Genomic DNA, 24808 nt, shown 5'->3' on the forward strand with positions numbered 1-24808 from the left:
CGATGGCTACTACTCACCAACCTGGCGACCTGCATTTCCGTAAAGCTCAGATATCGGCAAATATCTAAAGGAAAGCTTATAATATAGCTATATTTACTTCTATCTGTCCCATTTTCGAATAGAGGTTTAAAGATAGTGTGGTTGTATTACTGAAGCGAATAGAAGGATCATCTTTTTCGATGATATTCGGAGTTGTAATGTCTACCATTTGACCGCTGGAGCTAAAGATATTAATTGCGTTACCGGTTGTCATGTTTCCGATTTCCCCAATAATATCCTTATATTCATCCTTTACGGCTTCGTCATCAAGTCCGGGCATGAGCTTTCTTGCCATTTTATAAGCACAATCCAGATTCATGCTGTAAACAACCTCTCCTTTATAGGCCCCTATTACTCCTATAACAATCGCGACCTCATAATTGGGAGCCGGTGTATCTTTTATTCTAAGTTTGCCACGGATTAGTTCAATCTCAAGTGTCTGCCTGAACACCAAAGAGGCCGCTTCAATGAAAGGGTTTACGAACTCTGCTCTAATTTCCATTCTAAATCTCAGTTAACCTGTTTTGACTGTATTTTCTTTGTAACCGGATATAAGGCACCAACAGATTGATTGATCTCTCTTAAAAAGGTCATGAGAAGGTACCTGGAATTATCGACTGCTGCTGGTTGTGAATCCGTAACTGCAGTTATTTCCATTGCTTTGAATTCTACATAAATGGACTTATCGATATCCTTATAGGGACCGCCTACTTTATTCTTTCCAAATTCAATGTCGGCAAGTTCTTTTAAAAAATTAGAATTAGATAAAAAACTTACCTCTTTATTTTCAGCATTTTTCATATTATCCATTTCTGAAAGTGATATGGATTTTACACTTTTAATCTCTTTTCCTACGGATTTTGCAATTTCCGCTAAAGCTGTTTCGCCCTTACTTTTTAGGCCATCCAATTTTGTCTTCAGCTCTGTAAGCTTCTGTCTTTTAATTTCAGATTTTAACTTACTCTCAAGAAAGATTTTTCTTTTTTCATAAGTTTCAGGTTTTCCATCTTTATCTTTAGGTAACTTACCTGACTTGGATTCTGACTCATACTCTTTCTTAACTTCTTCTTCAGAAATAGTGATTTCCTTATCTAACTGGTTAAAGATATCATCGTCAGAAAAAACCACATAATTAAGGGTTAATTTTACTCCGGAAGCTTCTTTTTCAATCTGGGTCTGAGAATCAGTCTTTTTTGTTTTGCTAAGTAAAAACCCATCCATAAGTTTGTAAGCTACAGTAGTATCTTTTCGATATGGTAAATTTTCTCTTCTTAAAAGGTCTCTATAAATATCCTCAACAGAGCGAATTTCCTCTTTGGAGTATCCGGCTGAAATATCGGATTGTTTGTGTAAAGTCCTCGCTTCATCGGATAATTCACGTAAAATATAATTCTGGCTGATATCGTAACCGGAAGCCCTGGCGATAATTCCTGCTACCTTAAGACGTTTAACCGTGGAATAAGCACAACTATCAATAATGCTCTGATTATCTTTCATGTTAGGAAGATATTGTTTGTATCGGTAATAGCACTCACTTCGTGCCCTCTGAAAATATCCAATAGGGATGTCCATACTTCCTACAGTCCCGGCACTGGAGCTATTTCCTCCGGTAATTAATTGAATAATTCCTTTTTCTGCATCACCCGGTAGAAGGGTTAAAACAAGCATACTTACCAGAATAAATAAAAAAATACCAAATACGGTTCTAAAAACCTTTTCTTTCAGGCTTAGTGGTTCGTCTTCCATCATAAAAATTTTCCTGTGATAATGTTTTTAGTGATTATAAAAATGTAAAGTAATAAAAACTACTTTATCCTTTCTAAAAAATAACAGATAAATAGAATAGAATGTTATACCTGGCTGTAATACTGGTAGCTCTCGGATTTCTTTGTTTTGCCTATGTTTTTTGGGGAGCCTCCTTTCGTAAATCAGAAGCGTTTGCTCAGTTTTCAGGAGCAAGAATCAAAGCCAATAGAACTACTCCGAGTTCTTCTTATTCTACAGTTAAAATGAATATTCGAAATCCGCATTCAGTTCCGCCAAGGAAATATACCCTTTTTAATTCGAAATATCCTGAAGTTCGTAGTAATTCAGAACTGGAAGAACGAATTTTAATGGAAAGGCGATTGAGTGCAAATAAGCAGGAAGCTTTTTCTTCTGAAAAAGAAACACAGAAAACTAAAAAATTCGAAACACAAATAGATTTTGAGTTTACTGAAGAAATAGAAGATTTTAACGATAAAAGTCCGGTGAAAGGCAAATTACGGCAACTCAGGACGGACTCTTTCCAGATTGAATCAGAAGAAGAAGTACAGGAAGAAACAGGATTTGCCCTCGATGGAATTTTATTTTTAGACTATGGAAGAAAAATTCCATATGATGACCGAAATATTCAAAATATAGATTGGGAAGAGGAATTTTTTGAGCATTTCAAGAGAGTAGGAAATGTTCGACTAAGAGAAGAGGAAGACTCTTTTGAATTTCACCATCAAAATACAATTCACCGCTACAGCGTACCTTCTCTCAGTCAGGTAATTTTCTATGACAACGCGTTTTCTTTACTACCCAAAGACGATGAGACCCCTATTCCTTTATTTTTTACAGAAAAAGTAGATAGGTTTAAAGACTTCCTGACAGAGAAATATGAATAAAAGAATTGACCCTTTTTCTTCTTTTTTATACATCATCATATAAAAAATATGAGGAACCTTATGAAGAAAAGTGTAGTGTTAATTTTTGTTTTGAGCCTGGGTCTTCTTTTTTGTGGTAAAGCCCCTGAGGTAGTGAGTAAGCCCAAAGTGGACCCCAAAGAAATGTTTGCACCTAAATATAAAAGTGCTGATGAGTTTGTGAAGTGGTTAAGTGGTGGAGAAAGTGGAGTTACTTCCGCAAAATTTGTTAAAAAAAATACCTTTAAGAACCTGAAAGCTAAAGATGGTGGTTTAATCGCAATTGATGGAAAAAACTATGATTGCTATGTATATGAAACCGCGGAAGACTGGGCTTTCTTTGAAACACATGCAAAAGAATCCGGAACGGAAATCTTAAATTATTATAATGCTCGCTGCCTGATGGCGAAATAAAAAGTGAATTGCAAGCGAACCACCAATGGTTCGCTTTTTTTCTAATTACATCAGATAAATATTTTTTGAATTCCTTTGATAAACTGTTGAAAGCTTGTAGATCTATTTTTCTGAATGTCTAAGTTTTGGGAGATAACTCTGGATGATTGAATTTCTTTGTATTCAGGTAATATTTTTTTTAGAGTTTCTTTTGCATGTAAGTTATCAGGATTTTTAAAATTTGCTTTGTTCTCATATTTGTTACTTTTAAATTTTGGAAATGCCTTTTCAATCGCTTTCAAATCTCCTAAATACCAGGATTCCAGTTCCCTGCAAACAATTCTGATTAACAGAGGGTTTCGGTAATCTCCACACCATTGCTGAATATCGTGCTTTATTTTACGACAATCTGCAATATCTTGATCGTGTAAAATAACCACAGATATAGGTTCATGCCAATGGTTAAAGACTTTCATTTTGTTAATAATAGAATTCTTAAGATCACCTTTTCCCTGATGCTTGCGAATAAAATAATTTACATCCAGTTTCCAATGCTCCGGTACAATTCCCGGTAATAGGTTTCTCAGGCATTCTTCCATAGATGGCTCTTCTACTAGTATTTCTATTCTAGCCATTTTTTCTCTCTTTGGGACTGCTTCCTGTAAAATAACCCTGTGACCATAAATAACCCAGCTTATCTCCAGACTCTTTTAGTTTTTTTATCATTTCATCTTCCGAGGCTTTTTGAATAGTAGAATAGCCCTCTTTCTTTTTTAACCAAAAGACTTCATTTGTTTCCAGAGCATTTAAAAAATCAGGAGAATGCGTAGAAATAAAAACCTGCCCCCCATTTTTTGCATAATCCCTAAATTCTTCCGCTAACTCATTCAATAGCTCGGGGTGTAAATAATTTTCAGGTTCTTCTACACAAAGTAAAGGATGAGGATTTGGATCATGTAATAGCATTAGATAGGCAAACATTTTAATCGTCCCATCGGACACATATCTGGAGATAAATGGATCCTTAAAACTTCCATCTTTGAATTGCAGTATGATTCTACCATCTGCTGTCTCTTCTGCTTTGACAGTATCGATCCCCGGTATACGTTGTTGTAGCTTATTTAGAATTCTTTGGAATTCCTCCGGAAAATTTTCATAAATAAATTTAGTATATTGTGCTAAATTATTTCCCGTTGTAGATAGGTGTTCACTGATTCCGGTATCAGAAAGTGTTTGGGCTGCTTGAATCTGGAAATTGGAAACAAACCAATTTTCTAAAAGTCTACGAAAGGAACTGATGGCTTTAAACTTTTGAAATTGACCAAGTCCTTTGATGGCTAAGATATCCGGTGAATCTAATTTCTGGTTTTCACGTTTATCTTTAAAATTCTGTTTATCCGTTTCGAACTCTTCCTCATTCGTGATGGCACTTCCTTCTCCTTCTTGAAAATCCAAAAAGTTGAAAGGTTTGCCAGTTTGTCCTCTGCGGTATTTTAAAATTTCTTTCTTGATAATGGGAATGGTTGTGCCCGGTTTTGCATCGATAGAAAGCTCGTATGTCACCAGGGGTTGCTTTTCTCCTGAAACATCAGGATTACGGAATTTAATTATAAATTCAATCGGTCCCGTACTATTTCGGGAACGTACTTCATTAATGCCTCCTCGCTTAGCCAGAGCAGTGCGAATATTTTCTCGCAGGGCATCACTTAAAAAACCAAACACATCGAACAGTGTAGATTTACCAGAGCCATTGGCTCCCAAAAAAACGCACATATTGGGAAGATCTTTTATTTCTACATCTTTATAAACCTTGAAATTTTTGATACTCAACTGTTCAATTTTCATGATAATTTATTCCTTCACGGAAATACGATTCCTATCTCCCCTCTACCTCTAATAGCCTGGTAGCTTTTACGAGAACCCTTACAATCGCATAAAAAGCGAGGTCAATGTAAAATATATAAAAATGTATGGGTTTGATTGCTTTTAAAAAACTTTCAGAACTTCCCATGAATTCATTAATATAGACAATTCCAATATCGTATAATAAAAAAACAAAAACTGCTCCGGCAAGGCTCGGGTACTCCCTTTTCAGAATATTCTTAAACGAAAAAGGAAGTTCTGGTTTCTTGAAATTTGAAAAATTAGGAAAGAAAATAGGAGTTTGAGCTGCCCAATTCAGATACTGCTCTTTAAATTTATTTCTCATGAAATATTCTTCTGCGAAGATAATTCTCTCATAGTAAAACCAGTAAAAAAGAACGAAAATAAGCGTAAAGGAGAGGCTTTTTAGAACTAAAACAATTCCCAAAAAAATTAAAAAATTTCCGATGTAAAGCGGATGTCGAAAAATCGAATAGATTCCGGTTTTGTTGACCGTGTCAGCGACCTGTTTTTTAGTGTTTCTTCCGGAAGTCATAGCCGGAACAAAAGCAATCGTAATCGCCCTGACCCCAATTCCTAAGAGGGAAACAAAAAAACAGACTATCACATAAAGTAAATGAGTTTCATGGGTTCCTCCGAAGTAGCGGGTTGAGGGTAGATAAAAGAAAGAAAGTAAAATGATAATGCCGGGAATGTAAGAACGCCAGCGAAAAAGCAGGTTACCCTGTTTGTCCAGATCTTCAATAAATGCCATTTAATTATTTTCCTATTTTAAAAACTAGTTGTCCTTTATTACAAATTTTATGATTTAGGATTATGTCAACCGATTCCTTTATATCTTATGATTTCAATTATCCCTTCCTGTGGTTTCTGGATGCGGCTATGCCGGGGCTTTTGAAACTGGTTTATAACCAGGATAAGCTTGTTATTTCCGACGAGGATCGAAAATTATTAAAAAGCATTAAGAAAAAGCGGGTGATTTTAATAGCCAATCATCCAACTACCGAAGATCCACCCGTCGCCTACAGTATCACTTTACACATGTATTCGAGGGCTAATTTTATGGCGGCCCGAGAGGTATTTGATTGGGGAAATGGCCTGGTTGGAAAACTGATTCGCAGTGTAGGAGCTTATTCGGTGCTTGCAGGTTCTGCGGACAGAGAATCGGTGAAGCTTTCAAGAAGAATTATTTCCCAGCCGGAATCTAAACTGGTTTTATTTCCGGAAGGAGAACCGAATTGTAAAGAAAATGATAATCTTCTCCCTTTTCAAAGCGGCGTAGCTCAAATTGCATTCTGGGGCTATGAAGATGCAGTGAAAAAAGAACTGGGGGCTGATGTATATATTCTTCCCTGTTTTATTAAATATCGAATGAATAATCCGGTAGAGCAGGTAAAAAAGGATATTGATATTTCTTTAAACACCCTTGAAAAGAAATTGGGTTTGGAAAAGACAGGTAAGAACGTAAAACAAAGATTATTATCTATTGGTAAACAAATTTTACTTCGTTTCGAAAACGATTTTGGAATCCAGGTTTCAGAAACACAGGATTTTGATTACAGGATAGGAAGAGTACGTCACCATATCCTGGATTATGTAGCCGAGAAAACCGGGATTCATAAATGGGATAAAACAGCCAATGCAATTGAAAAATTACGAAGACTTCTTTCTACTTTTGAAATGGTAAGTGTCGGAATTCCGGATCCGAAAAATGAACTTCCTTCTAAAGAGCTGGCGAATTGGGGAAGGAAAATTTGTGAAAGGATTTATGACTTTATATCTATCCAAACTCCTTACATTACCGAACTGGCTTCAGCCGAAAGGGTTTATGAATGGATTTATCGTTTTGAATCGGAGGTTTTAGGCTATAGCTATAAACGACCTCATAATGCTCATATTTCTTTTGCAAAACCGTATAACATTAAGGATTTATACCCCTCCTACAGAAAAAATAAAAAACAATCAGTTGAGGATTTATTACATAATTTAAAGTCTGACCTTCATACACTCATGAAAAAGGAAATAGAGAAATCTCCTCCAATATTTGAGGATTCACATATATTTTGAAATTCTAAGATTTCTTGTTTCTTCATCTTGAATATAGAATTGTAAAAGGATGCAATCAGGTGGAAGGTAGTCTCTGGCTATCTGCCACCATTCAATAAGGGAGATTCCTTTTTTCCCCCAAATTTCTTCAAACCCGAGCTCTTCCAGGTCAGAACTATGTTTCAAACGAAAAAGATCGAAATGGTAGATAGCCATTTTCTCTTTTGTCAGATATTCATTAACCAGAGTAAATGTAGGAGAATTTACAAGAAGTGTGTCATCAAAGCTATGAACAAAAGCCGAAACAAAAGTAGTTTTCCCTGCCCCCATTTCACCTTCTAAGAGAAGAATGGGAAATGGATTCTGACTCTTTTCCAGTTCCCTTTTTAAAAAGAAAAGGGGCCTGTGAAGTTCTTGGAGCGTATATTGAAATTCTACCGGTTTCATACCGGCATGAAAAGAAGATTCACTTCTTCTGCATCGAGTGAATATTTGGAGAAACAAAATTCACAACTTAGCTCTACCTTACCCTGTTCTTGTAGAATAGAAAGTGCTTCTTCTTTTCCCAAAGATTTTACAACAACACGGGTTTTTTCAATGCCACAGGTGCAAACTCTTATAGGATGACCTGTTTCTAACTCTTTTAACCCAAAACCGAGTTTTTCTTCAATATGTTTTTTACTTTCCTCTAGGTGTTTATTTAGAAAAACTTCGTCCATCGATTCTCTTAGAATCTGTATGGCATTATGTAGGGCCTGTTTATTTTCCGTACTGGCTTCAGGAAGTGCCTGGAATATAATTCCGCAGGCGTAAGGTCTTTTCTCTTTATTATTTAAATAAATGGATAAGTATGAACTTACCTGTTCTGATGAATAAATATATGAGTGAAGATTGTCTTCAAAGCTTTCTTCTCCCATTTCTGTGAGAGATTGGTGGATTAATTTAGGGCCTATCCAGCGGCTAATTCTAAAAACTCCCGAACCTATACCAAGGGTTTTATCGTCTATCTTCCCTACTACTTTCGGATTTTTTACCAGCCCTCTGAGTTCACCTTTTCTACTGGAATAAGCTAATACACGTTCGATTTCTCCCCGTCCTTCCAACTGAATACTGACGGTTGTTTCATCTTTCACAAGACCTGAGATAAAGAAAGAACCCAAAATCGCTTTGGCCAGCAAATCGGCAGAGCTATTTTCTGCTTTTTGCAGATTTAAAATTTCAGTGATAGTAAAGCTACAATCTGTAAGTAAGTATCGAAAAGATAGATCGGGAATAAGTCCGATGCTATACCTGTCTCTATTTTCTTTTGGAGTTTCCATGGAATTCTAATTGACGTATGAAATGAAGTGCATTTTTGTTCAAGTAGTTATTATGAGAAAAGAAGAAGTTATAGAATTAAATCAATATTTACACAGAATTGGGGAAGAAATTAAAAACAAACCCAGTACATTATTTGTGGATAACCTTCACAGTGCTTATCTTGAGTTTGAAGAGGAGTATGTTTTGCCTTCTCAATCATTAAGTGGCATTGAGTATTCTCAGGCAAAACGATACATTGAAACTATTTCTGAGTTTATTCCGGAAGCGGTACGATTTTGCTCTGTTTTACCGGAACCAAAGCCCAGACGGGATATTGGGAAACTTTTTCTGGTTCGAGATTTCATTTTCAATAACAATTTATATTTATATATTCTAAAATTAGAAGCCACTCATTTGGGAGGCATTTTTAACGATAAAATAGTAGTCCCTGCTTATCAGGGGAGTTCCGTTTCAGTTCGAACCAAGCGTATCTATTTTTCGATTCGTGTTATCCGGATTGAGTCTCTAGTAAAAGAAAATGAATTTGTCCTGGATTTTAATGCTGCCTTTATTTCTCCTCAGGATTTATCTATTGATAAGGGACAGTCTTATAATATATCCCAAAAAGTAAGAGTGGAACTCTTCGATGATGTGGACTATAGTGGTTTATTAGATCCGATTAAAGAAAAACAGGGAATAAAAGCAATCTGGAAACCGGGTAAAATCTATGATCCAATTTCGATAGAATATAGAAGTTTAGCTTTTAATTTTTTAGAAAGCTCTTATAAAGAAATATATAATAGGTTTTCCGGTTTTTTATCCGTTTATGATAATATTCTTTTTGGTCGTGAGGACAAAAATGATGAACACGATAGCTACCTCGCTTATTTAAGTAGTATTCAAACAGAAAGAACTTTATCTCCTTCCGGAAATCTTTTATGGAAAGTTTACCGTAGATAAATTTGCATAGGATGTGTGTATAAATGGACGATGTAACTCGCGCTGGAATACTTTTAGAGAAATTATATGCAAAGATGAAACCTGATATGGATCTATTCTGGTCTTCATATGGTTCGTACGAAGAGCTTATGGAAACTTTAGATGAATATAAGCAAGCTTTGAAAAACAAAGATCTATCAAAGCTCTCTGAACTAAAGTTTTTATTTCTTGCTACCGGAGACTTGCAAGAAATAGCCCTCAGCAATGGATGGGGAGATGAATTCTTAAAACTTGCTTCTGAATTTGATTCTTTGAACCTTTAGGTTTACTAAGAACATAGGATTCTTTCCAGATAATAAATTTTTTTTCCTTCTCCCCGTTTTTCTTCTTCAAATCGAGATTTAGGAATATTATCTCTTTGAAAAGTATATTCATTTTCAAAAGTAAAATCTTTTATTTTTCGAAATAAGCGGATGCTGGCTCTTGCATATCCACCATGATCTGTTGCAAAATAAAAAGAACCCTTTTCTTGTAAAAGATAACGAAGTTTGTCTACAAACTCTTCATTTAAAGTTCTATGCTTGAAATGTTTTTTCTTGGGCCAGGGATCCGGAAAATTTAGAATAACTGAACGAAATTGTCTGGGTTCAAGCAGTTCTACTAAGAACCAGTTAAAATTCAGGGGAATAAAACGAATATTACTAAGTTTATATTTTTCTATCATTCTTAAAGTGGATTTCACTCTCCCTAAATTTTTCTCCATTAATATATAGCCGGTATCGGGATTTTTTAGTGCTAATTCAATAGCTACTTCTCCCCAGCCGGAACCCAACTCTAAAACAAATTGCTTGATATTTTCCGGAAAAAAGTCCTTACAAATAATCCCGGAGTTTCTTTTTACCGGTATAAAATACTTCGATGGAAAGCTATATTGCGAGGCTATTTTCCAGAGTTTTTCACGGATTTCTTCATTCATATATTTCCCTTATTGGTATATATTGTACAGAGTGTATTAATTTTACAATTTAAACAAATAGATTTGCTATAACTAAATTGACAGTAACGGGTGATTCCGAGTCGAGTCAGAGCGAAATCGTATAAAAGAGGGTCTTCTGCATTTATTTTGCAAAAGTTAGCTGTAATTTCTTTTGCTAATGTATAGTCTACTGTTTTTCTTGTAGAGAAGCCGAGCAAGCGTGCAATTCTTTGTATATGAATATCTACAGGATAAATCAGGTTTGCAGATTTTATTTTTCTATAGATTCCCATATCCGGAAAGGAATTTCTAACCATCCAGCGCAAAAACATATAATAACGTTTATTAGATGCCGTTACTTTACCTTTTCCTAATAGAAAACTCAAACCGTAACTGAGATTTTTGCTTTCTAATTTTTTAGCTTCTTCACTGAGGATTTTTTGAAAAGAGTATATGCCCGATTGTAGAGTCTGTGAATTAAGGAAATATTTTTCAAAGGTTCCGTATTTAAAAAATAGAATTTGGATGAGTCTTAAGAATAATTCTATATCCTTTGATGTTTGAAAGCGATAAGAGGGAAGTTTTTTATGAATTGTATTAGATAAACCTTCCTTCAAAAAGAGTAGAGGTTGTCCTTCCATCAGGGTGAATAATTTATTCAAAAAAGATCTGATAGCCTTTACATTTCCGTAAGAGAAAAGCGCAGAGATAAAACCCACTACTTCTCTTTCTTTGGCATTGCTATAACGAAGAGGAAACTCTATAGGATCAGTAGAAAGGAATTCTTCTTTATTATAGTTTAAAGCGAGAGAGTCAAGAACTTTTCTAAGATATATTTTATTCATCTAATGTATGAAAGTAACAATTCTATCCTTATTCTTTCTTCTTTTTAGAAAGATGCTCATCAGGGTCATTCATACCCGGAAAAAATATCATACTGTGGTCTTTGCAGATTTCCGGTTCAGTTCCTTTAATATAAAATTCATAATAAGATTTTTGACATTTTGAACCAAATTGCTTTCCGGAAAACTTACAAATTTTTTTCTTCACAATATTCAAATTGCCTCCAAAAGAAAATTTTCCTCTCTTTTCTCCTTCAAGGGCTTTTTTCATATAACGTCCCCAAACCGGTGCTGTAATGATCCCACCTGCCATCCCCTTTCCTAAAGACATAGTGCCGAGATCATAACCCATCCAGAGAGAGCTTACAAGTTCCGGTGTATACCCTACAAACCAGGCATCCCGGAAATTATTGGTCGTGCCGGTCTTTCCAACAACCGAACCGCCAAGACCGGAATGTTTTACAGCTGTTCCCGTTCCCCTTGTAATGACTCCTTTCATCATAGAAGTAATGATATAGCTGGCCTCAGGAGAAATGATTTGTTTTCGTTCTTTTTGTAAATTTTCAGTTTCATAATCTTTAATCAGTGCTCCTTTGGAATCTGTTATCTTTAAAATACAGATTGGATGTACTTCTTTTCCACCTGAAGCAAACACTGCATAGGCCCTGGCAATTTCAAGAGGAGTAACTTCAAATGTTCCAAGAGCAACCGAAATGTTGCGAGGAATTTCTCTGTCCTGAATTCCTAATAAAGCATAAAGAGTAGGAAGGACCTTTGAAAGCCCAACCTGATCTAAAACGCGCAGGGCGACCATATTACGGGAGGTTTCTAAGGCAGAGCGAAGCCGAATAAAACCTGCATAGCTCTCGCTATAGTTAGAAGGTTCCCACTCATCTCCATCCTCAGAGAGGTAATTCATTGGAGAATCTAAAAAAAGAGTAGAAGCTGTAACTTTTTCTTCCTCATCCGGATGCTTGCCGAAGTAATCTATTGCAGAGGCATAAACAAGAGGTTTGAAGGAAGAGCCGGGTTGACGGTATGCTTGAAAAGGACGTATCTGCTGATTATCCGAACGAAAACCGGAACCTCCTATGATAGCAGTTATATGTCCTGACTTAGGGCGGAGGCTAATAAGAGCACCTTCGACTTCCATCAGATGCTCCTGTAAGTCCTGTTCATTATAGCTCATCTCCAGAGCTCTTGCCACATTGTTTGAGCCATTTAAATAATTCAAAACAGAAATTTCATCCCGGATGGAACTTTGAAATACTTTCTGAAAGCGTCTTTCTGAACGCTTCATTTGAAATTTATAAGGATTCAAATCATTAACTAAAGAAATGAGATCAATCGCATTCCCGTAGTTCTCATCAAATATTTCTTTTTCAGTAAAGATTCTCACGGCAGAAACCTTATTTTGTCGAACAAGAGCATTGAATACTTCTTCTTCTGCTGCTGCCTGATGTTGCACTTCTATAGAAGTATATATTTTATAACCACCTGTATATAAGTTTTTACTAATTTCCCTATCCTGCATTAATAAACGTCTTACATATTCGGTAACGTATGGGTGTCGGTTTAATCTATCTGAAAAGGCTGAATCATTCGGTGAACGGTTTAGAGTTTTATAATAAATCGAAAAACTATTAAACTCCCGGACAGCAGTAGATACATCCATTCTACCGGTTTCGATTAGTTTCATGAATACGACACGAACTTTCCTACTGGATTCATTTGGGTTTACCAGGGGACTAAACTGTCTGGGTCTTGTGGTTAAACTTGAAATTAAAGCTGCTTCCCCCCAGCTTAGTTCATTAACATTTTTTCTGAAATAAAATCTGGCCGCAGCTCCGCTTCCGAGAGTTCCATGTCCGAGAGGAATTTCATTTAGATACATTTCGAGTATTGTATCTTTATCATATTCTAATTCCATTAAAAAGGCCAACCAGGCTTCTCTGGCCTTTCGTGAAAAAGAGCGCTCTGTACTTAAAAACTTTAAGCGGGCTACCTGTTGGGTAATCGTGGAAGCTCCTTCTTTAATCCTTCCGGCAAGAATGTTTACAGCCATGGCACGAATAATTCCGCGAAGGTCTATTCCGAAATGCGAATAAAAATTATTATCCTCTGTTGATAGAAAGCATTGGATAACTTTATTCCGCTTGTCCGGGAATGAGTGAGTTTCTTGTTTTAAGTTCGCCACCTTTACAACTTTTCTAGAAAACTTATAGTATTCTGCAATGGGAACGCTTTCTCCTTTTTTCCCGATACCATAAACGATTGAGGGTCTTTCATAGTTACGGGCCTCTTTTACTTTTTGAAAGTCCCCTGGCATACTTAAGAGAAGACAAAAAGTTAGTAGAGAAAGAGAAGCCAGACCGAAGGAAAGTTTCAGTAATTCAAACTTTCCATTTAAGAGAGGGAGAACTAAAAAGTGATAGATGCGAAACAATACAACCTTCCTTATAAGGGAGAAAATTCTTTCATTTCCTGTATGCCCTGGTAGCGCAGACCGGTATCCAGGTTATAGCCTGCGTATTCATCGAGGATGCTTTCTTTTCTTACATCCCCTTTTAGATAATTCCAGGCGAGAATAATGAGTTCTTTTGCCGATTCTGCAGCTTTGTTTACCAGGTTAATAAAGGTATCATTTTTCACAATACTCTTATCGGCAGGATAGGTCCATCTACGTCTTTCTTCATTCATAAGTCTTGGATCTATATTTTCTTTTAGTGGAAGCATTAATACAGAAGCTTTCAGATGAATGAAACTTACCCGGTCTACCATGCGAAGAAACTTTCTTAAAAAAATGCTCCTGGAATCAAAAAGAGAATTCAGTTGAACATAGCCGGTATAGGAGTCATTTATCATATCTCCCGGAATTATTTTTTGCTCAGAACCAATGTAGCTGCCATGAAATTCTTCCGGAAAAGTCATCTTTAAAGCCTGAAGCCAGAAATACCAGATAGTAGTATCTATTTTAGATTTTGCTGTATTAGAATGAAATATATTAATATATTGAGTAAAATCGTATTGCTTCGGACTCATACCCCAGCGATAATCTAAAAGATAGGTGTCCAGGGCAAATTCTACCCTGAGATGATTGTACTGTGCGAGAGTTCTTACCTTTACATCATCGTTGTAGTAATCACCTGAAATGAAGAAAATATAGGGATGAGTTACCACATCTACTGCACAGTGGCAGATATAGCCCAGAGTAAAGGCAAGCATTCTATCTCTATAAAGTCCTTCTTCCGTTTTCTGAATCAGGTCTAAAAAGGAGAGTATAAGCTCCACAACTTTTGTGTGGTGATGAAGGTCCCCCCAGATCTGAGCTTTTTTGGATTTATCAGGATTCAGAACATGGTAGTAGTAAAAAATATCCGGAGCGATAGTTCCTGTATTCGCATAACGGAAGCATTCTTCGGACTTTAGTAACTTTGCGATCTGCTTATTCTCTTCACTTCCGTGTTCCAAATGCCTGATTACCTGGGTCAGGATTTCAAGATGTGTAATTTTTCCGGCCATCTCAATCCACAGGTTGGTTAGCGGGGGATATTATGGCAAGTGAAAATCTTGAACTTTTCTTTCGCATTGTATTACTTTTGTAAGCCCTTATTTTTTCGGGAAGTAAGCGAACCATCAATGGTTCGCTTAGGTTCAATTTCCTAAGAATACTTACTTTTCTATGCTGATTAATTCTACATCAAATATGAGTGTGGAATTGGGACCGATTTTTCCCGGGCCTCTTTCTCCGTAAGCTATATGAGAAGGAATGAAGAATTTGTATTTACTACCGACTGTCATTAACTGTAACCCTTCTGTCCAACCTGGAATAACTCCATTTAAGGGAAACACTGCCGGTTGTCCTCTTTTGTAAGAGCTATCGAATTCACTTCCATCGATAAGGGTGCCTACATAATGAACTTTTACGGTATTAGTTGCTGTAGGTTTGGCACCACTGCCTTCTTTAATTACTTTATACTGCAAACCGGAAGGAGTTACTTTCACACCTTCTTTGCCTTTATTTTCAGTTAAAAACTTTTCTCCTGCAGCTTTATTTACTTTTCCCTTTTCTGTCATGGCGGACTGCATATAATTTTGTTTGATCTGCTGGGCATCCGAAGGGTTAAAAATCTTTTTTTCTTCTTTTAACATACCATCGGAAAGGCCACTTTTTATGGCTTCGATATCGACCTCAATACCCATGTTTTTTACATAATTTCCGATTTCGGTTCCTAAAAGATAACTGAATTTTTCCTTATCCCCCCCTTTGAAATCAGCAGCTGAAGAGTAGGTTTTCGCTTTACAGGATGTAACCAGCACAGTGAGAGCCGTTACAAATAAAATCACACTTCTCATTAAAAATTCTCCTTTCTGCCAGTAAAAAAGGACGGTATGGCAAATCAAGCCAAGCATAACTTCTGAATGAATTTATTCAAAAGTATTCATGATTTCATCCTGAAAGCCACGTGAAGAGGAAGTTTCCAGGTCATCCTCATAGGTCTTTCTGGACTTGCGACTTGCTTTATTACTTCTTTCTTTTTTTTGACCGGGCTTGCTGTTTTTTTCTTCGTTGAGTCCTCTTGAAGCTGCGGTTTCGTGAGATTCTTTCAGGCTATCTCGATTTGACTTAGGCATTGAAGAGCCGCAATCCGAACTCAATTCCACAAACTTCATTGCAACAAAGCCCTTTATACCTTTAAAAGTGGCTTTATAGTATTTTCCATCTTTTTCGATAAGCTTGAGGACTGAACCTTTTTTTAAAGTAAGGAACTTCTTCTTATTCTCAAGTTTTAAAAATTCTGTATTTTTTTTAAGTTTCAAACAGGAATTGGATTCTGATTCTTCAGCCAAAAGGGAAACTAACAGAAACAAAAAGAAAACTAAAAATGCAATCTTCATATACTACCTCTTATTTTTAATAATTAGAGTCCATAAGTTCCAATATTTTCTAATTATTTTTCTAGGTCTGTCAAGTTTTAAAATTGATTTATGGTTTTTTATGCGGGCTTTGCAGATATTTTTGTGTCGTCTTTTATTCTGCTAAAGAATAGACTCTAATGAATAGTTTCTTATAGATTACAGAATAGATATGGTCAATATTAATGTTGTATTAGAGATTTAATCTCTCTTTCCTTTTTTATAGGAATAATTTCTTTACATAATAAGAATATTCGATTTTAATGATTTCCATTATGAAGATACTCAGCAGTTTTATTGTAAGCTTTTTTTTGGTTATTGCTCTCCAGGCTTCAGACACAGATCCTCTTTTCTATGCAATTGAAAAAAAGGATCTAACAAAGGTTAAACAGTTAATACGATCCGGAAAAGTCAATCTGAATTCGATTAAGGTGGATGGGGAATATTCAGCGCCTCTTGCCTGGGCCTGTGCAGATGGTGCTTTTGAAATAGCCTATTTTCTTCTGGATGAAGGAGCCGATCCGAATGGTTCGACCACCTATGAGACTGCCCTACAATGGCTAGCCTCTCAATTAGATAAGGGTTATTCAGAAGATGAGACTGTAAAGTTAGCTGAATATATGCTCAAAAAAGGTGCAAAAGTAGATAAGGTTCCGGGACCCGAAAATAACGGAACTCCCTTAATGGCAGCAGCTGATAATAACTCCAGAAGATTGGTTGACCTTTTTTTAAAATACGGAGCTGATAGGAATATTAAAGATAATGAAGGTAAAACCGCAGCCGATCACGCAGAAAGAGCGGGCCACATTGAACTCGCAAACTATTTGCGGGGTAAAACAAATGAAGAATACCATAGTAGCCTCCACTATATGGCTAAAGAAAATAAACTTTCGGATATGAAAGAACTGCTACAAAAAACACCAAAGAGCCAAAGAAAGAATTTAATTAATGAACAAGAAGCACAATCGAAGAATACTCCTCTTCATTATGCTGCCATGCACGGTAATTTAGAAATTGCTAAATTACTTGTAAAGTATGGTGCTGATATCAACATAAAAGGCCTGGCTTCTTTTACCCCTCTGCATACAGCTTCAGCTTATGAAAAAGAAAATGTAGCCAGTTTTCTTGTAAAAAAAGGTGCTAACATCAATGTAGTACAAACGGAAGGTTGTGCAACGGGTTATACATCTATGAGCTGGGCCATTACCCATGGCATGAAAGATTTAGTTAGTCTTATGCTAAAACATAAAGGGAACCCCTTTGCCGCAGATGAGCATCCCCTCATAACCGGAAGGCAGGACTTAGAAACTGTCAAAGTATTGGTAGAGGAAGGAAATGTCATACCGGATGCTGAAGTTTTAAATTGGTATAAAGGGCAGGTCAATGATAAATACGATCCGGAAGATGAATGGTTTCATGAAAATATTAAAGAAATATACGCTTATTTAAAGAAGAAATCGTCTACATCCGGAAATAAAAAACATACCGGACTCTTCTTTGGCGGAAAAAATAATAAATCGAAACTTAAGATTCTGCAAAATGCAAACAAAGCCAAAGGGGATTTCGAACCGGTTGATATACGAAAAATTAGAAAAAAGTAATATATCTGCATCTCGTAGTCCAATAAGACTACGGGATAAATCCTTTCCCTATATAAAAGGATTTATAATGTCTAAACCCTCTTCTTCAAGCTTACTATTTCTTTCCATACAATCGGAATAAAATATTTCACATTCAGAATGAATAGCCGAAGCGATTGCAATACTATCCCAGAATTTAAATCCATATGAACTTCTAAGTTCAGAAGCTTTCAAAAGAATTGTCTTACTAAAATTTATCACTATATACCTATTAAAAAAGCCATTGATAAAATCCGGAATTTTATCTTCTCTCAGAATCTGAGATCCTATGAGTTGTACAGAAATCTCATTGACAGTTTGTGAAGTGAGATAGATTTCATTTTCTGGATTTTCAATTATGGCCTTACTTTTCTCCTGTTTATCTTCCTGCTTCAGGTTTAAGATTGAGTATATCCAGAGATTTGTATCAACGAATATTTTGCATGTGTCCATAAATCTCCTCCCTTTTCCAGATTTTAAAACCACCTGCCGGTATCGGTGAATTTAGCAATTCTTTCAAATAATTAGACGAATTCCTATTATGCTTTTCTTTAAAAACAAGCTCAATATGTACATCAATTTCTTTTCCAATAAATTCATCAGGTAAATCGATTATAAGCTTTGAATCCTGAACACGCATCCTTCTTTTAAAATCATTCATAAGAAACTCCTAAATTTCATAATAGAGGCCATGTAAAGACAGGCTGTTTCGATTCTTAGGATAGGGGTTCCGAGAGAAAATGATAAAAATCCTTTCGAGAGTAATTGATTTATTTCCTTATCCCTCAATCCTCCTTCCGGACCGATTACAACCGGAAGTTCGGAAGGAAAACTCAAATCAAGTTGTTTTTCACTGTACGGATGCAAAATCATACCTCCTTTTGGATTTTCTTCTATAAACTTATCAAGGCTTTTATAATGTTTTACTCGGGGAAGGCTGTGTCTCCTTGATTGAGAGGCAGCTTCCCGAATAATTTTTTCTACTCTTTCAGGGTTCAAATCTTTACGTTCGGATTGTTGAAAATTTATAAAGTTAAAATCCGTTACTCCTATTTCGGTTCCCTTTTGGATGAGAAATTCAAACCTTGAGGATTTCGGGATAGCGGTTGCCAGAGAAATATACTTCTCTTCTATAGTTACATATTCCTCCCTCTGCAAAAAACCCTTTGTTTGGCCGGCAGGAATTCTGTAAATATGAGAATTACCCTTACCATCTCGTACTTCGATTAATTTATCCACCGAATACATTCTGAGACTTTTCAAGTGTTGTATTTGTTCTTCTTTTAGTTGGATTTCCTTAATCTTATCTAAATCCATAAAAAAAAGAGGAAGCTTATCTTCCCAAAGATCAGCCATATCATTACTATAAGCTTTCTGCATTTTCTAACTTTTCAGTTTAATCACTTCCCATTCGTTAGTTGAAGGTAAGCCCTGTCCGCCTAATTCAATTTGCCAGGAATCCAAAACTCCTTCCTCTCTCAGATGTTTTGCCGGTCGCAATGCGATAGCCTGCCCATTTTGTTTATACAAAGAACGTCTTCCAAAAAACCTACCTCCCAATTCATTTTCATGAACTATCTTCTCTTTTTCTCCTTTCATTTCAAAAGCCAGCATACAATTCTCTACAAGACTTTTTAATTCATCATAGTCAGCAGAAATTCCATGATCCGGACCATCCAAGTTTTTATCGAGAGTAAAATGTTTTTCGATAATGCAGGCATTGTAAGATACAGCTATTGCAGCCCCCAAAAAGCCGGCGGAATGGTCTGAAAAACCGATTGGGAAATCATATATATCTTCATATAACTTAATGGTTTTCAGGTTTAGATTTTTTGGAGGAGTAGGATAAAGAGATACACAATGAAAAAGTGCCAATTCCTGCTGATTAAGACTTTTTAAATATTCTACTGCTCTTGTTACTTCATAAAAGTCAGCGGCACCTGTAGATAAAAATATGGCCAAACCTGTTTGATTGCATTTTTCTAATAAGGCTTTATTGGTAATATCTCCTGAAGCTATCTTTAAAATAGGAACATCTAAATCACTTAATAGGTCTACCGAAGAAAGACATAGCGGGGTAGAGAAAAAAACAAGTCCTTCTTCTTCAGCAGCTTTTTGAAATTCTCTATGGAATTTCTCAGATAATTCGTAAGTTTTAAAAATATCGTATAAAAATTTTGCTTCCGGGTTCGTTTTATCGATAAATTCATCTGTTATATAAGATTGAAATTTAACCGCATCAGCACCGGCTTCTTTAGCTTTTTGTATAGTACGTTTACCTACTTCCAAATCATTATTATGATTGAGTCCAATTTCAGCTACGATGAAAGGTTTATGGTTCTTACCGATCTTTCTTGAATGTACCTTTATTTCTTTGTGTAACATAGTCTCCTACTGTATCATGTTCCTCAAATTTTCTTCTTTTTCTTCTAAGGTTTTAAATTTTGTATTCTGTTGGTGTCTTGAACGGCGATGTGTTTTACCCTTTACCTGTTCTTTAATACGAGAAAGCTCTTTTTCTATTTTCTTTTCTTCTTCTTTTCGTTTTTGTTCGTCGTATTCCTGTTCTTTATGCTCTTTTATGGTTTTATCTCCATCACCCTTTTTATCATCTTTGTTATCTTTTCCTTCTTTATTATCTTTTCCTTCTTTATTATCTTTTCCTTCTTTGTTATCTTTTCCTTCTTTATTATCTTTTCCTTCTTTGTTATCTTTTCCTTCTTTGTTATCTTTTCCTTCTTTGTTATCTTTTCCTTCTTTGTTATCTTTTCCTTCTTTGTTATCTTTTCCTTCTTTGTTATCTTTTCCTTCTCTTTGTTTCTGCTTTTCTTTTTCCTTTTGCTCTTCTAAATTAGATTTACCTATCTCATCGCCACCTTTACGTTTCTCTCTTTGACTTTCTTTGTTATCCTGATTATCTTTGTTCTCTTTATTATCCTGATTATCTTTGTTCTCTTTATTATCCTGATTGTTTTTGTTCTCTTTATTATCCTGATTGTTTTTGTTCTCTTTATTATCCTGATTGTTTTTGTTCTCTTTATTATCCTGATTGTTTTTGTTCTCTTTATTATCCTGATTATCTTTGTTCTCTTTATTATCCTGATTATCTTTGTTCTCTTTGTTATCCTGATTATCTTTGTTCTCTTTGTTATCCTGATTATCTTTCTTTTCTGGATTATTCTGACAAATTTCAACTCCTTTGTCCTGAAGTTCTAAAAGTCTTTTATATACCTGTGCAAGGTTTTTATCACAGGATATAAAATGGGGATCCGTTTGAGAAAATAGGGAACTTGCATTCTGAAACCGTATTATAGATTGTTGAAAGAGAACTTCAGCTTTTTTTAAATCACAGATTTCCGGCTTTAGTTCCGACTCAGCCCAGAGATATAAGGCGTATCCATCGTTATAAACAGCTTCTGAAAAGCCGGGCTGAATTTCCATAGCTTTCTCGAAGAATTCATGAGCCTCCTTATATTCTTTTTGCTTCATAGAATTATTACCATTATTAAATACCGGAATATGCTCCCGAAAGGCAAAAGAAAATGCCTTATCAAAAAGAAGTTTGGCCGGCTTATGTTTTCCGGCTTTAAATTTTTGGATGCCTTCCCTATTTACCCTGTCTGCCTGAAAATAGGTACACTTAAATGTAAATAAGGGTATAAGAAAGAGGACTAAAATACTTCCTCGTTTTAATGGTCTTGCTTTTTTATAAAGGTATTTCAAGCGATACAGAAGAAAATTTTCAAACATGAACAGTAATAAAAAGATAAGTAAAAAATAATGGCTAATGCTCTTATTGCCTTTTGTCTCGTTTTTTTTTGTATTTTTCGCCAGAGTCTTGCGAATGAATCCTGTCAAATCTGTTACCCAATCTTTTCTTTCTACAACAAGGTACTTCCCCCCAGTAGCACTTGCTATCATTTGAAGGGTCTTATCTTCCCGCTTTGTAGTAATTTGTTTAATGATTTTCTGGCGGGTTTCTTTCAGCTTCACACCGGTCGAATCATCTTTGGATTTATTATTCTCATTCGTTTTTTCTGCAGATTTAAAAGAAATGAAATACTTAATACCGCTCCCTTTTTTACTTCCTATCCCAACGGTATGCACCGGTATACCGGATTTTTTTAAAATACTTAATTCTTCCGATAGATCTTCTTCTTTTCCTTTCGGAACCTCCCCATCGCTGAGTAAAACAGCCTGGAAGCCACCTTCTATGTTTCCTGCCTGTTTTATAAGTTCCTGTAAGGCTTTTTTAAAACTTGAACCCGGCATTTCAAAATTGTGCATTTTCATAGCCTGAATGGAAGTCAATACAGAAGCCAAATCAGAAGTCGGTAAATTATGGCTTACTGCAATTCCACTAAAAGTAATAAGTCCATAAGAATAATTTGGTTCAGCTTCAATTAAATCAACACAGAACTCCTGGGCCTGGGCAAAACGATCATAGGGTTTTTTATTCGTAATAGGATGGGCAAAGGTGTCACCGGCTACCATACTCGAAGAACCATCAATAAGTAGAACAATATTACCCTTTATCGTATCAATTTTATAAACAGAAGGAAGCATTGGACCTGTGGCTGCAATAAGTAGGAAAATGCCCATCAGGTATAAAAGCAGAAGATGAGATACTATGGAACGTTTATCTTTGTAACGAGTAAGGGTTTCTAAAAATCGATCGGATATGTTTACCCTAAGCCAGCGAAGAGCTGATTCCTGCACTCCATAAAGAAAGAAAAATAAAATAGTCCAGGGAAGTATCAGAAGAAACATATAAGGAAAAGCAAATTGAATCATCTCATGGGTCTCCTGATAAAAAAGCCATCAAGAATTAGCCAGATAGAAAATAATAAAAATATTCCAATAGAAATATGGGGAACGTAACTAATCTTATCACTGAGCTTTTTTATCTCTATAGGTGTTCTTTCCATTCGGCTTAATTCATCAAATATTTGTTCCAGGACTTTGGAATTCTTTGCTCTATAGAACTTTCCTCCGGCTTCTCTTGCTATCGTTTTTAATTGGGTATCATCTAAAGATGTTATAAGGGTTTCACCGGAAGGAGTCAGATAAGGAGAGCCATCTACATAGACCGGAACCGGCTCTTCTCCTGCTACTCCGACTACATAAAGACGAATATTTTTAGATTTCGCATAGTGCGCAGCGAGAAGAGGATCTACACCGTGAGAATTTTCTCCATCTGTTATTATAATTAGAACCTGATCTCTGCCTTCTTTTTTATTTTTGATAAGAGAATCACTGGCAGCGAGGATTGCATCTCCGATGGCGGTTCCTCCGCTTTCATTATGATCAATTACCGCAAAACCAATCCCTTTAATCAAATCCTGCAAAATACTATGATCAGTTGTCAGGGGAGTTTGGGAAAACACATCTCTTGCAAAGATAAAAACGCCGATTCGACTTGTATTATTTCTTTCAATAAAGGATGAGCTGATCTTTTTCAGAAATTCCAGTCGATTCGGTGGAAAATCGGCTGCCTGCATACTGGCCGAGACGTCCAGTGCCATGACTATATCCAGACCACGATCTATAACCATATTTCTTTCGAGAAGTTTATGAGGTTCTGTTAATGCAAGAAATACAGCAAAAAGAACCAGGGCTTCTATAAACAATTTTACATGCCGGAGGGGAAAGCGTATTCTTGCGGGTTTCTTGTATTGTAGAGGAGCATATGGAACTGCGTCATTTTTCTTGAATCGAAACCTGTAATAAACATACAGAAGCAATGCAGGGCTTAAAAACAACCAGTATATAGTATCAAACTTTATCATGACTTACTTTTAGAACGATTAAATTTTTTAAGCGAATCAATTGAATTCTGAACCTGATGATTAAATTCATTTTCATCAGGTTGTTGTATACCGAATTGTACAGATCCCATTCCTCGAAATAGTGATCCGAGTTCCTTACTTTTCAACCTCTCTTCGATTTCTTTTGAAGTCATTTCCTCGACCTGCATACCACTTTTCGTTTCAAGATAAGATCTTAATGCAGAAGAAAGTTCATGAAGTCCTTCCCTGTATTCCTTCGATTTATGATATTTTTGTTTGAGTATATTAATTTCATCGTATATACTCCTACTCTTGGAACGTGCCGGAAATTTTGTTGGTTTGGGAATATAGCCGGGAATTTCTTCACTCTTCTTTACAAGCTTATACATGATGTAAGATACGACTAAAGATACTAATAAACTTATAAGAGCATATTTTAATGAATTAAAAAACCAGGGAGGGATTAAGTCGAGAGGAGGAATTACTTCTCCCGGTAAACTCTGGAGTAAGAATATACTCATACAAGACTTTTCCTTTTATTGTGAAATAACTCTCTTAAACACCTATCTACAGGCTCTTTTGTGCTAAAACTTCCAAAACTCAATCTAAACCTCTTGCATTCATCATCCAGGTATTTACGAATAGATTCCAGACTATCCGGTTCTCCCGGATAAATAGAATAATCTCTTCTTTCTCCCTCCGGAGCATAGGCATCAAAAAATACTTCTTTAGAATAGGTATATTCAAAAGGATCATAAATGTGGAGAAGGTTTAAGTCATGAACCGCCCGTATGTATTTCAAATCATCCGGCACATCCTGATCAATAAAATCAGATAAGATAAAGATAATGAATCGTTTCCCCTGAAACTGCTGTACTCCGTGAATCGCTGCACGTATATCGGATTGTTCACAGAAAGGTGCTTCTTCCATTTCTGAGTATTTTAAAAATGCTTTCAAAGCTCTAAAAAGTTGTATTTTTCCTGCCTGAGGGCGAACTACCTCAAGAGTCTTATCATTAAAAATAATAAAGCCCAGTTTATCTCTGGATTGGATGGTGGATACGGCAAGGGTAGCTGCCATTTCAATAGCATACTCCAGCTTTGTTTTTTCCTGCCAACCGGAATACATAGAAGGACTTACATCTAAACAAACAAAAACTTCTCTTTCTCTTTCATCCTGAAAAACTTTAACATAAGGTTCTCCAAGTCTGGCTGTCATATTCCAGTCTATCATACGTATGGGCTCTCCCAATACATATTTTCTCGCTTCATGAAATAGAAGTCCTTTACCCGGAAGTGTTGTCACATATTCTCCGGAGAGAAGAGAATACGCATTTTTCCTGGCTACCAGTTCCAGTTCTTTTACACTTTTTAATAGTCCGGCTAAATCACTCAT

Annotated in this window: 27 protein-coding genes; 6 read left to right on the forward strand and 21 right to left on the reverse strand. The window is 36.0% G+C overall.

Annotation, left to right across the window (positions count from 1 at the left end):
• Nucleotides 1–76: 76 nt before the first annotated feature.
• Nucleotides 77–541, reverse strand: a complete 465-nt coding sequence (locus H7A25_19200) for a chemotaxis protein CheX (GenBank protein MCP5502035.1) — start codon at nt 539–541, stop codon at nt 77–79.
• Between the two features lie 8 nt (nt 542–549).
• The gene (locus tag H7A25_19205; GenBank protein MCP5502036.1) at nt 550–1788 is read right to left on the reverse strand and encodes a hypothetical protein; all 1239 of its coding nucleotides are present in this window, start codon (nt 1786–1788) and stop codon (nt 550–552) included.
• A gap of 98 nt (nt 1789–1886) precedes the next feature.
• On the opposite strand from H7A25_19205, the gene H7A25_19210 reads away from it, so the two are divergent.
• Nucleotides 1887–2690, forward strand: a complete 804-nt coding sequence (locus H7A25_19210) for a hypothetical protein (GenBank protein MCP5502037.1) — start codon at nt 1887–1889, stop codon at nt 2688–2690.
• 60 nt (nt 2691–2750) lie between these two features.
• Nucleotides 2751–3122 (forward strand): hypothetical protein, encoded by a 372-nt coding sequence (locus H7A25_19215; protein MCP5502038.1) that lies wholly within the window; start codon nt 2751–2753, stop codon nt 3120–3122.
• A 50-nt stretch (nt 3123–3172) separates the two neighbouring features.
• Here the strand turns inward: H7A25_19215 and H7A25_19220 are convergent, their stop codons facing one another.
• The 3 genes from H7A25_19220 to lmtA are packed head-to-tail and all read right to left on the reverse strand — an operon-like array spanning nt 3173 to nt 5739.
• On the reverse strand, nt 3173–3736 hold the full coding sequence (locus H7A25_19220) for a DUF4276 family protein (protein MCP5502039.1): 564 nt from the start codon (nt 3734–3736) through the stop codon (nt 3173–3175).
• Nucleotides 3729–4946, reverse strand: a complete 1218-nt coding sequence (locus H7A25_19225; protein MCP5502040.1) for an AAA family ATPase — start codon at nt 4944–4946, stop codon at nt 3729–3731. Before H7A25_19225 ends, H7A25_19220 begins: the two co-directional genes overlap by 8 nt.
• 31 nt (nt 4947–4977) lie before the next feature.
• Complete coding sequence (lmtA, locus tag H7A25_19230; GenBank protein MCP5502041.1) at nt 4978–5739, reverse strand: lipid A Kdo2 1-phosphate O-methyltransferase; 762 nt, start codon at nt 5737–5739, stop codon at nt 4978–4980.
• Nucleotides 5740–5801: 62 nt separating this feature from the next.
• On the opposite strand from lmtA, the gene H7A25_19235 reads away from it, so the two are divergent.
• Nucleotides 5802–7052, forward strand: a complete 1251-nt coding sequence (locus tag H7A25_19235) for a 1-acyl-sn-glycerol-3-phosphate acyltransferase (GenBank protein ID MCP5502042.1) — start codon at nt 5802–5804, stop codon at nt 7050–7052.
• Here H7A25_19235 and tsaE read toward each other — a convergent pair.
• On the reverse strand, nt 7038–7478 hold the full coding sequence (tsaE, locus tag H7A25_19240; protein ID MCP5502043.1) for a tRNA (adenosine(37)-N6)-threonylcarbamoyltransferase complex ATPase subunit type 1 TsaE: 441 nt from the start codon (nt 7476–7478) through the stop codon (nt 7038–7040). The genes H7A25_19235 and tsaE overlap by 15 nt on opposite strands.
• Nucleotides 7475–8350, reverse strand: coding sequence for an Hsp33 family molecular chaperone HslO (locus H7A25_19245; GenBank protein ID MCP5502044.1), 876 nt, complete (start codon nt 8348–8350; stop codon nt 7475–7477). Before H7A25_19245 ends, tsaE begins: the two co-directional genes overlap by 4 nt.
• A gap of 52 nt (nt 8351–8402) precedes the next feature.
• Between H7A25_19245 and H7A25_19250 the strand changes: the two genes are divergently transcribed.
• Both H7A25_19250 and H7A25_19255 read left to right on the forward strand, forming a co-directional pair.
• Nucleotides 8403–9290 (forward strand): hypothetical protein, encoded by an 888-nt coding sequence (locus H7A25_19250; protein ID MCP5502045.1) that lies wholly within the window; start codon nt 8403–8405, stop codon nt 9288–9290.
• 23 nt (nt 9291–9313) lie between these two features.
• Nucleotides 9314–9592 carry a hypothetical protein gene (locus H7A25_19255; protein MCP5502046.1) on the forward strand — a complete coding sequence of 93 codons (279 nt, stop codon included), beginning with the start codon at nt 9314–9316 and terminating at the stop codon, nt 9590–9592.
• A 5-nt stretch (nt 9593–9597) separates the two neighbouring features.
• Here the strand turns inward: H7A25_19255 and H7A25_19260 are convergent, their stop codons facing one another.
• From H7A25_19260 to H7A25_19285, 6 genes are all read right to left on the reverse strand, one after another.
• Complete coding sequence (locus tag H7A25_19260) at nt 9598–10245, reverse strand: methyltransferase (GenBank protein MCP5502047.1); 648 nt, start codon at nt 10243–10245, stop codon at nt 9598–9600.
• The gene (locus tag H7A25_19265; GenBank protein ID MCP5502048.1) at nt 10242–11090 is read right to left on the reverse strand and encodes a TIGR02757 family protein; all 849 of its coding nucleotides are present in this window, start codon (nt 11088–11090) and stop codon (nt 10242–10244) included. Before H7A25_19265 ends, H7A25_19260 begins: the two co-directional genes overlap by 4 nt.
• A 28-nt stretch (nt 11091–11118) precedes the next feature.
• The gene (locus tag H7A25_19270) at nt 11119–13533 is read right to left on the reverse strand and encodes a PBP1A family penicillin-binding protein (GenBank protein MCP5502049.1); all 2415 of its coding nucleotides are present in this window, start codon (nt 13531–13533) and stop codon (nt 11119–11121) included.
• 11 nt (nt 13534–13544) lie between these two features.
• A complete protein-coding gene (locus H7A25_19275; protein ID MCP5502050.1) occupies nt 13545–14609 on the reverse strand; it encodes a zinc dependent phospholipase C family protein in 1065 nt (354 codons plus the stop codon).
• Nucleotides 14610–14759: 150 nt separating this feature from the next.
• Nucleotides 14760–15443 (reverse strand): FKBP-type peptidyl-prolyl cis-trans isomerase, encoded by a 684-nt coding sequence (locus H7A25_19280; protein MCP5502051.1) that lies wholly within the window; start codon nt 15441–15443, stop codon nt 14760–14762.
• 72 nt (nt 15444–15515) lie between these two features.
• The gene (locus tag H7A25_19285; GenBank protein MCP5502052.1) at nt 15516–15986 is read right to left on the reverse strand and encodes a hypothetical protein; all 471 of its coding nucleotides are present in this window, start codon (nt 15984–15986) and stop codon (nt 15516–15518) included.
• A 293-nt stretch (nt 15987–16279) separates the two neighbouring features.
• Here H7A25_19285 and H7A25_19290 point away from each other — a divergent pair, with 293 nt between their 5' ends.
• Nucleotides 16280–17605, forward strand: a complete 1326-nt coding sequence (locus H7A25_19290; GenBank protein ID MCP5502053.1) for an ankyrin repeat domain-containing protein — start codon at nt 16280–16282, stop codon at nt 17603–17605.
• 48 nt (nt 17606–17653) lie between these two features.
• Here H7A25_19290 and H7A25_19295 read toward each other — a convergent pair whose 3' ends face one another.
• From H7A25_19295 to H7A25_19330, 8 genes are read right to left on the reverse strand one after another with little or no spacing between them, the layout of a single operon-like run.
• The gene (locus tag H7A25_19295) at nt 17654–18076 is read right to left on the reverse strand and encodes a PIN domain-containing protein (GenBank protein ID MCP5502054.1); all 423 of its coding nucleotides are present in this window, start codon (nt 18074–18076) and stop codon (nt 17654–17656) included.
• Entirely contained in the window at nt 18051–18284 is a 234-nt protein-coding gene (locus tag H7A25_19300) for a hypothetical protein (protein ID MCP5502055.1), read from the reverse strand. Before H7A25_19300 ends, H7A25_19295 begins: the two co-directional genes overlap by 26 nt.
• Entirely contained in the window at nt 18281–18979 is a 699-nt protein-coding gene (locus H7A25_19305; GenBank protein MCP5502056.1) for a 16S rRNA (uracil(1498)-N(3))-methyltransferase, read from the reverse strand. Before H7A25_19305 ends, H7A25_19300 begins: the two co-directional genes overlap by 4 nt.
• A 27-nt stretch (nt 18980–19006) precedes the next feature.
• The gene (locus H7A25_19310) at nt 19007–20008 is read right to left on the reverse strand and encodes an N-acetylneuraminate synthase family protein (protein ID MCP5502057.1); all 1002 of its coding nucleotides are present in this window, start codon (nt 20006–20008) and stop codon (nt 19007–19009) included.
• A gap of 6 nt (nt 20009–20014) precedes the next feature.
• Entirely contained in the window at nt 20015–22417 is a 2403-nt protein-coding gene (locus H7A25_19315) for a VWA domain-containing protein (protein ID MCP5502058.1), read from the reverse strand.
• The gene (locus H7A25_19320; protein MCP5502059.1) at nt 22414–23412 is read right to left on the reverse strand and encodes a VWA domain-containing protein; all 999 of its coding nucleotides are present in this window, start codon (nt 23410–23412) and stop codon (nt 22414–22416) included. Before H7A25_19320 ends, H7A25_19315 begins: the two co-directional genes overlap by 4 nt.
• Nucleotides 23409–23933, reverse strand: coding sequence for a hypothetical protein (locus tag H7A25_19325; GenBank protein MCP5502060.1), 525 nt, complete (start codon nt 23931–23933; stop codon nt 23409–23411). The genes H7A25_19320 and H7A25_19325 overlap by 4 nt, the downstream gene beginning before the upstream one ends.
• A complete protein-coding gene (locus H7A25_19330) occupies nt 23930–24808 on the reverse strand; it encodes a DUF58 domain-containing protein (protein ID MCP5502061.1) in 879 nt (292 codons plus the stop codon). Before H7A25_19330 ends, H7A25_19325 begins: the two co-directional genes overlap by 4 nt.

It is taken from the genome of Leptospiraceae bacterium (assembly GCA_024233835.1).
In the GTDB taxonomy this organism is placed as follows: Bacteria; Spirochaetota; Leptospiria; order Leptospirales; family Leptospiraceae; genus JACKPC01.

Bases quoted from the DNA above. Each gene is read 5' to 3' on its own strand.
- H7A25_19200 (MCP5502035.1), bottom strand. From the start codon at position 541: ATGGAAATTAGAGCAGAGTTCGTAAACCCTTTCATTGAAGCGGCCTCT.
- H7A25_19205 (MCP5502036.1), bottom strand. From the start codon at position 1,788: ATGATGGAAGACGAACCACTAAGCCTGAAAGAAAAGGTTTTTAGAACC.
- H7A25_19210 (MCP5502037.1), top strand. From the start codon at position 1,887: ATGTTATACCTGGCTGTAATACTGGTAGCTCTCGGATTTCTTTGTTTT.
- H7A25_19215 (MCP5502038.1), top strand. From the start codon at position 2,751: ATGAAGAAAAGTGTAGTGTTAATTTTTGTTTTGAGCCTGGGTCTTCTT.
- H7A25_19220 (MCP5502039.1), bottom strand. From the start codon at position 3,736: ATGGCTAGAATAGAAATACTAGTAGAAGAGCCATCTATGGAAGAATGC.
- H7A25_19225 (MCP5502040.1), bottom strand. From the start codon at position 4,946: ATGAAAATTGAACAGTTGAGTATCAAAAATTTCAAGGTTTATAAAGAT.
- lmtA (MCP5502041.1), bottom strand. From the start codon at position 5,739: ATGGCATTTATTGAAGATCTGGACAAACAGGGTAACCTGCTTTTTCGC.
- H7A25_19235 (MCP5502042.1), top strand. From the start codon at position 5,802: ATGTCAACCGATTCCTTTATATCTTATGATTTCAATTATCCCTTCCTG.
- tsaE (MCP5502043.1), bottom strand. From the start codon at position 7,478: ATGAAACCGGTAGAATTTCAATATACGCTCCAAGAACTTCACAGGCCC.
- H7A25_19245 (MCP5502044.1), bottom strand. From the start codon at position 8,350: ATGGAAACTCCAAAAGAAAATAGAGACAGGTATAGCATCGGACTTATT.
- H7A25_19250 (MCP5502045.1), top strand. From the start codon at position 8,403: ATGAGAAAAGAAGAAGTTATAGAATTAAATCAATATTTACACAGAATT.
- H7A25_19255 (MCP5502046.1), top strand. From the start codon at position 9,314: ATGGACGATGTAACTCGCGCTGGAATACTTTTAGAGAAATTATATGCA.
- H7A25_19260 (MCP5502047.1), bottom strand. From the start codon at position 10,245: ATGAATGAAGAAATCCGTGAAAAACTCTGGAAAATAGCCTCGCAATAT.
- H7A25_19265 (MCP5502048.1), bottom strand. From the start codon at position 11,090: ATGAATAAAATATATCTTAGAAAAGTTCTTGACTCTCTCGCTTTAAAC.
- H7A25_19275 (MCP5502050.1), bottom strand. From the start codon at position 14,609: ATGGCCGGAAAAATTACACATCTTGAAATCCTGACCCAGGTAATCAGG.
- H7A25_19280 (MCP5502051.1), bottom strand. From the start codon at position 15,443: ATGAGAAGTGTGATTTTATTTGTAACGGCTCTCACTGTGCTGGTTACA.
- H7A25_19285 (MCP5502052.1), bottom strand. From the start codon at position 15,986: ATGAAGATTGCATTTTTAGTTTTCTTTTTGTTTCTGTTAGTTTCCCTT.
- H7A25_19290 (MCP5502053.1), top strand. From the start codon at position 16,280: ATGAAGATACTCAGCAGTTTTATTGTAAGCTTTTTTTTGGTTATTGCT.
- H7A25_19295 (MCP5502054.1), bottom strand. From the start codon at position 18,076: ATGGACACATGCAAAATATTCGTTGATACAAATCTCTGGATATACTCA.
- H7A25_19300 (MCP5502055.1), bottom strand. From the start codon at position 18,284: ATGAATGATTTTAAAAGAAGGATGCGTGTTCAGGATTCAAAGCTTATA.
- H7A25_19305 (MCP5502056.1), bottom strand. From the start codon at position 18,979: ATGGCTGATCTTTGGGAAGATAAGCTTCCTCTTTTTTTTATGGATTTA.
- H7A25_19310 (MCP5502057.1), bottom strand. From the start codon at position 20,008: ATGTTACACAAAGAAATAAAGGTACATTCAAGAAAGATCGGTAAGAAC.
- H7A25_19315 (MCP5502058.1), bottom strand. From the start codon at position 22,417: ATGATTCAATTTGCTTTTCCTTATATGTTTCTTCTGATACTTCCCTGG.
- H7A25_19320 (MCP5502059.1), bottom strand. From the start codon at position 23,412: ATGATAAAGTTTGATACTATATACTGGTTGTTTTTAAGCCCTGCATTG.
- H7A25_19325 (MCP5502060.1), bottom strand. From the start codon at position 23,933: ATGAGTATATTCTTACTCCAGAGTTTACCGGGAGAAGTAATTCCTCCT.
- H7A25_19330 (MCP5502061.1), bottom strand. From the start codon at position 24,808: ATGAGTGATTTAGCCGGACTATTAAAAAGTGTAAAAGAACTGGAACTG.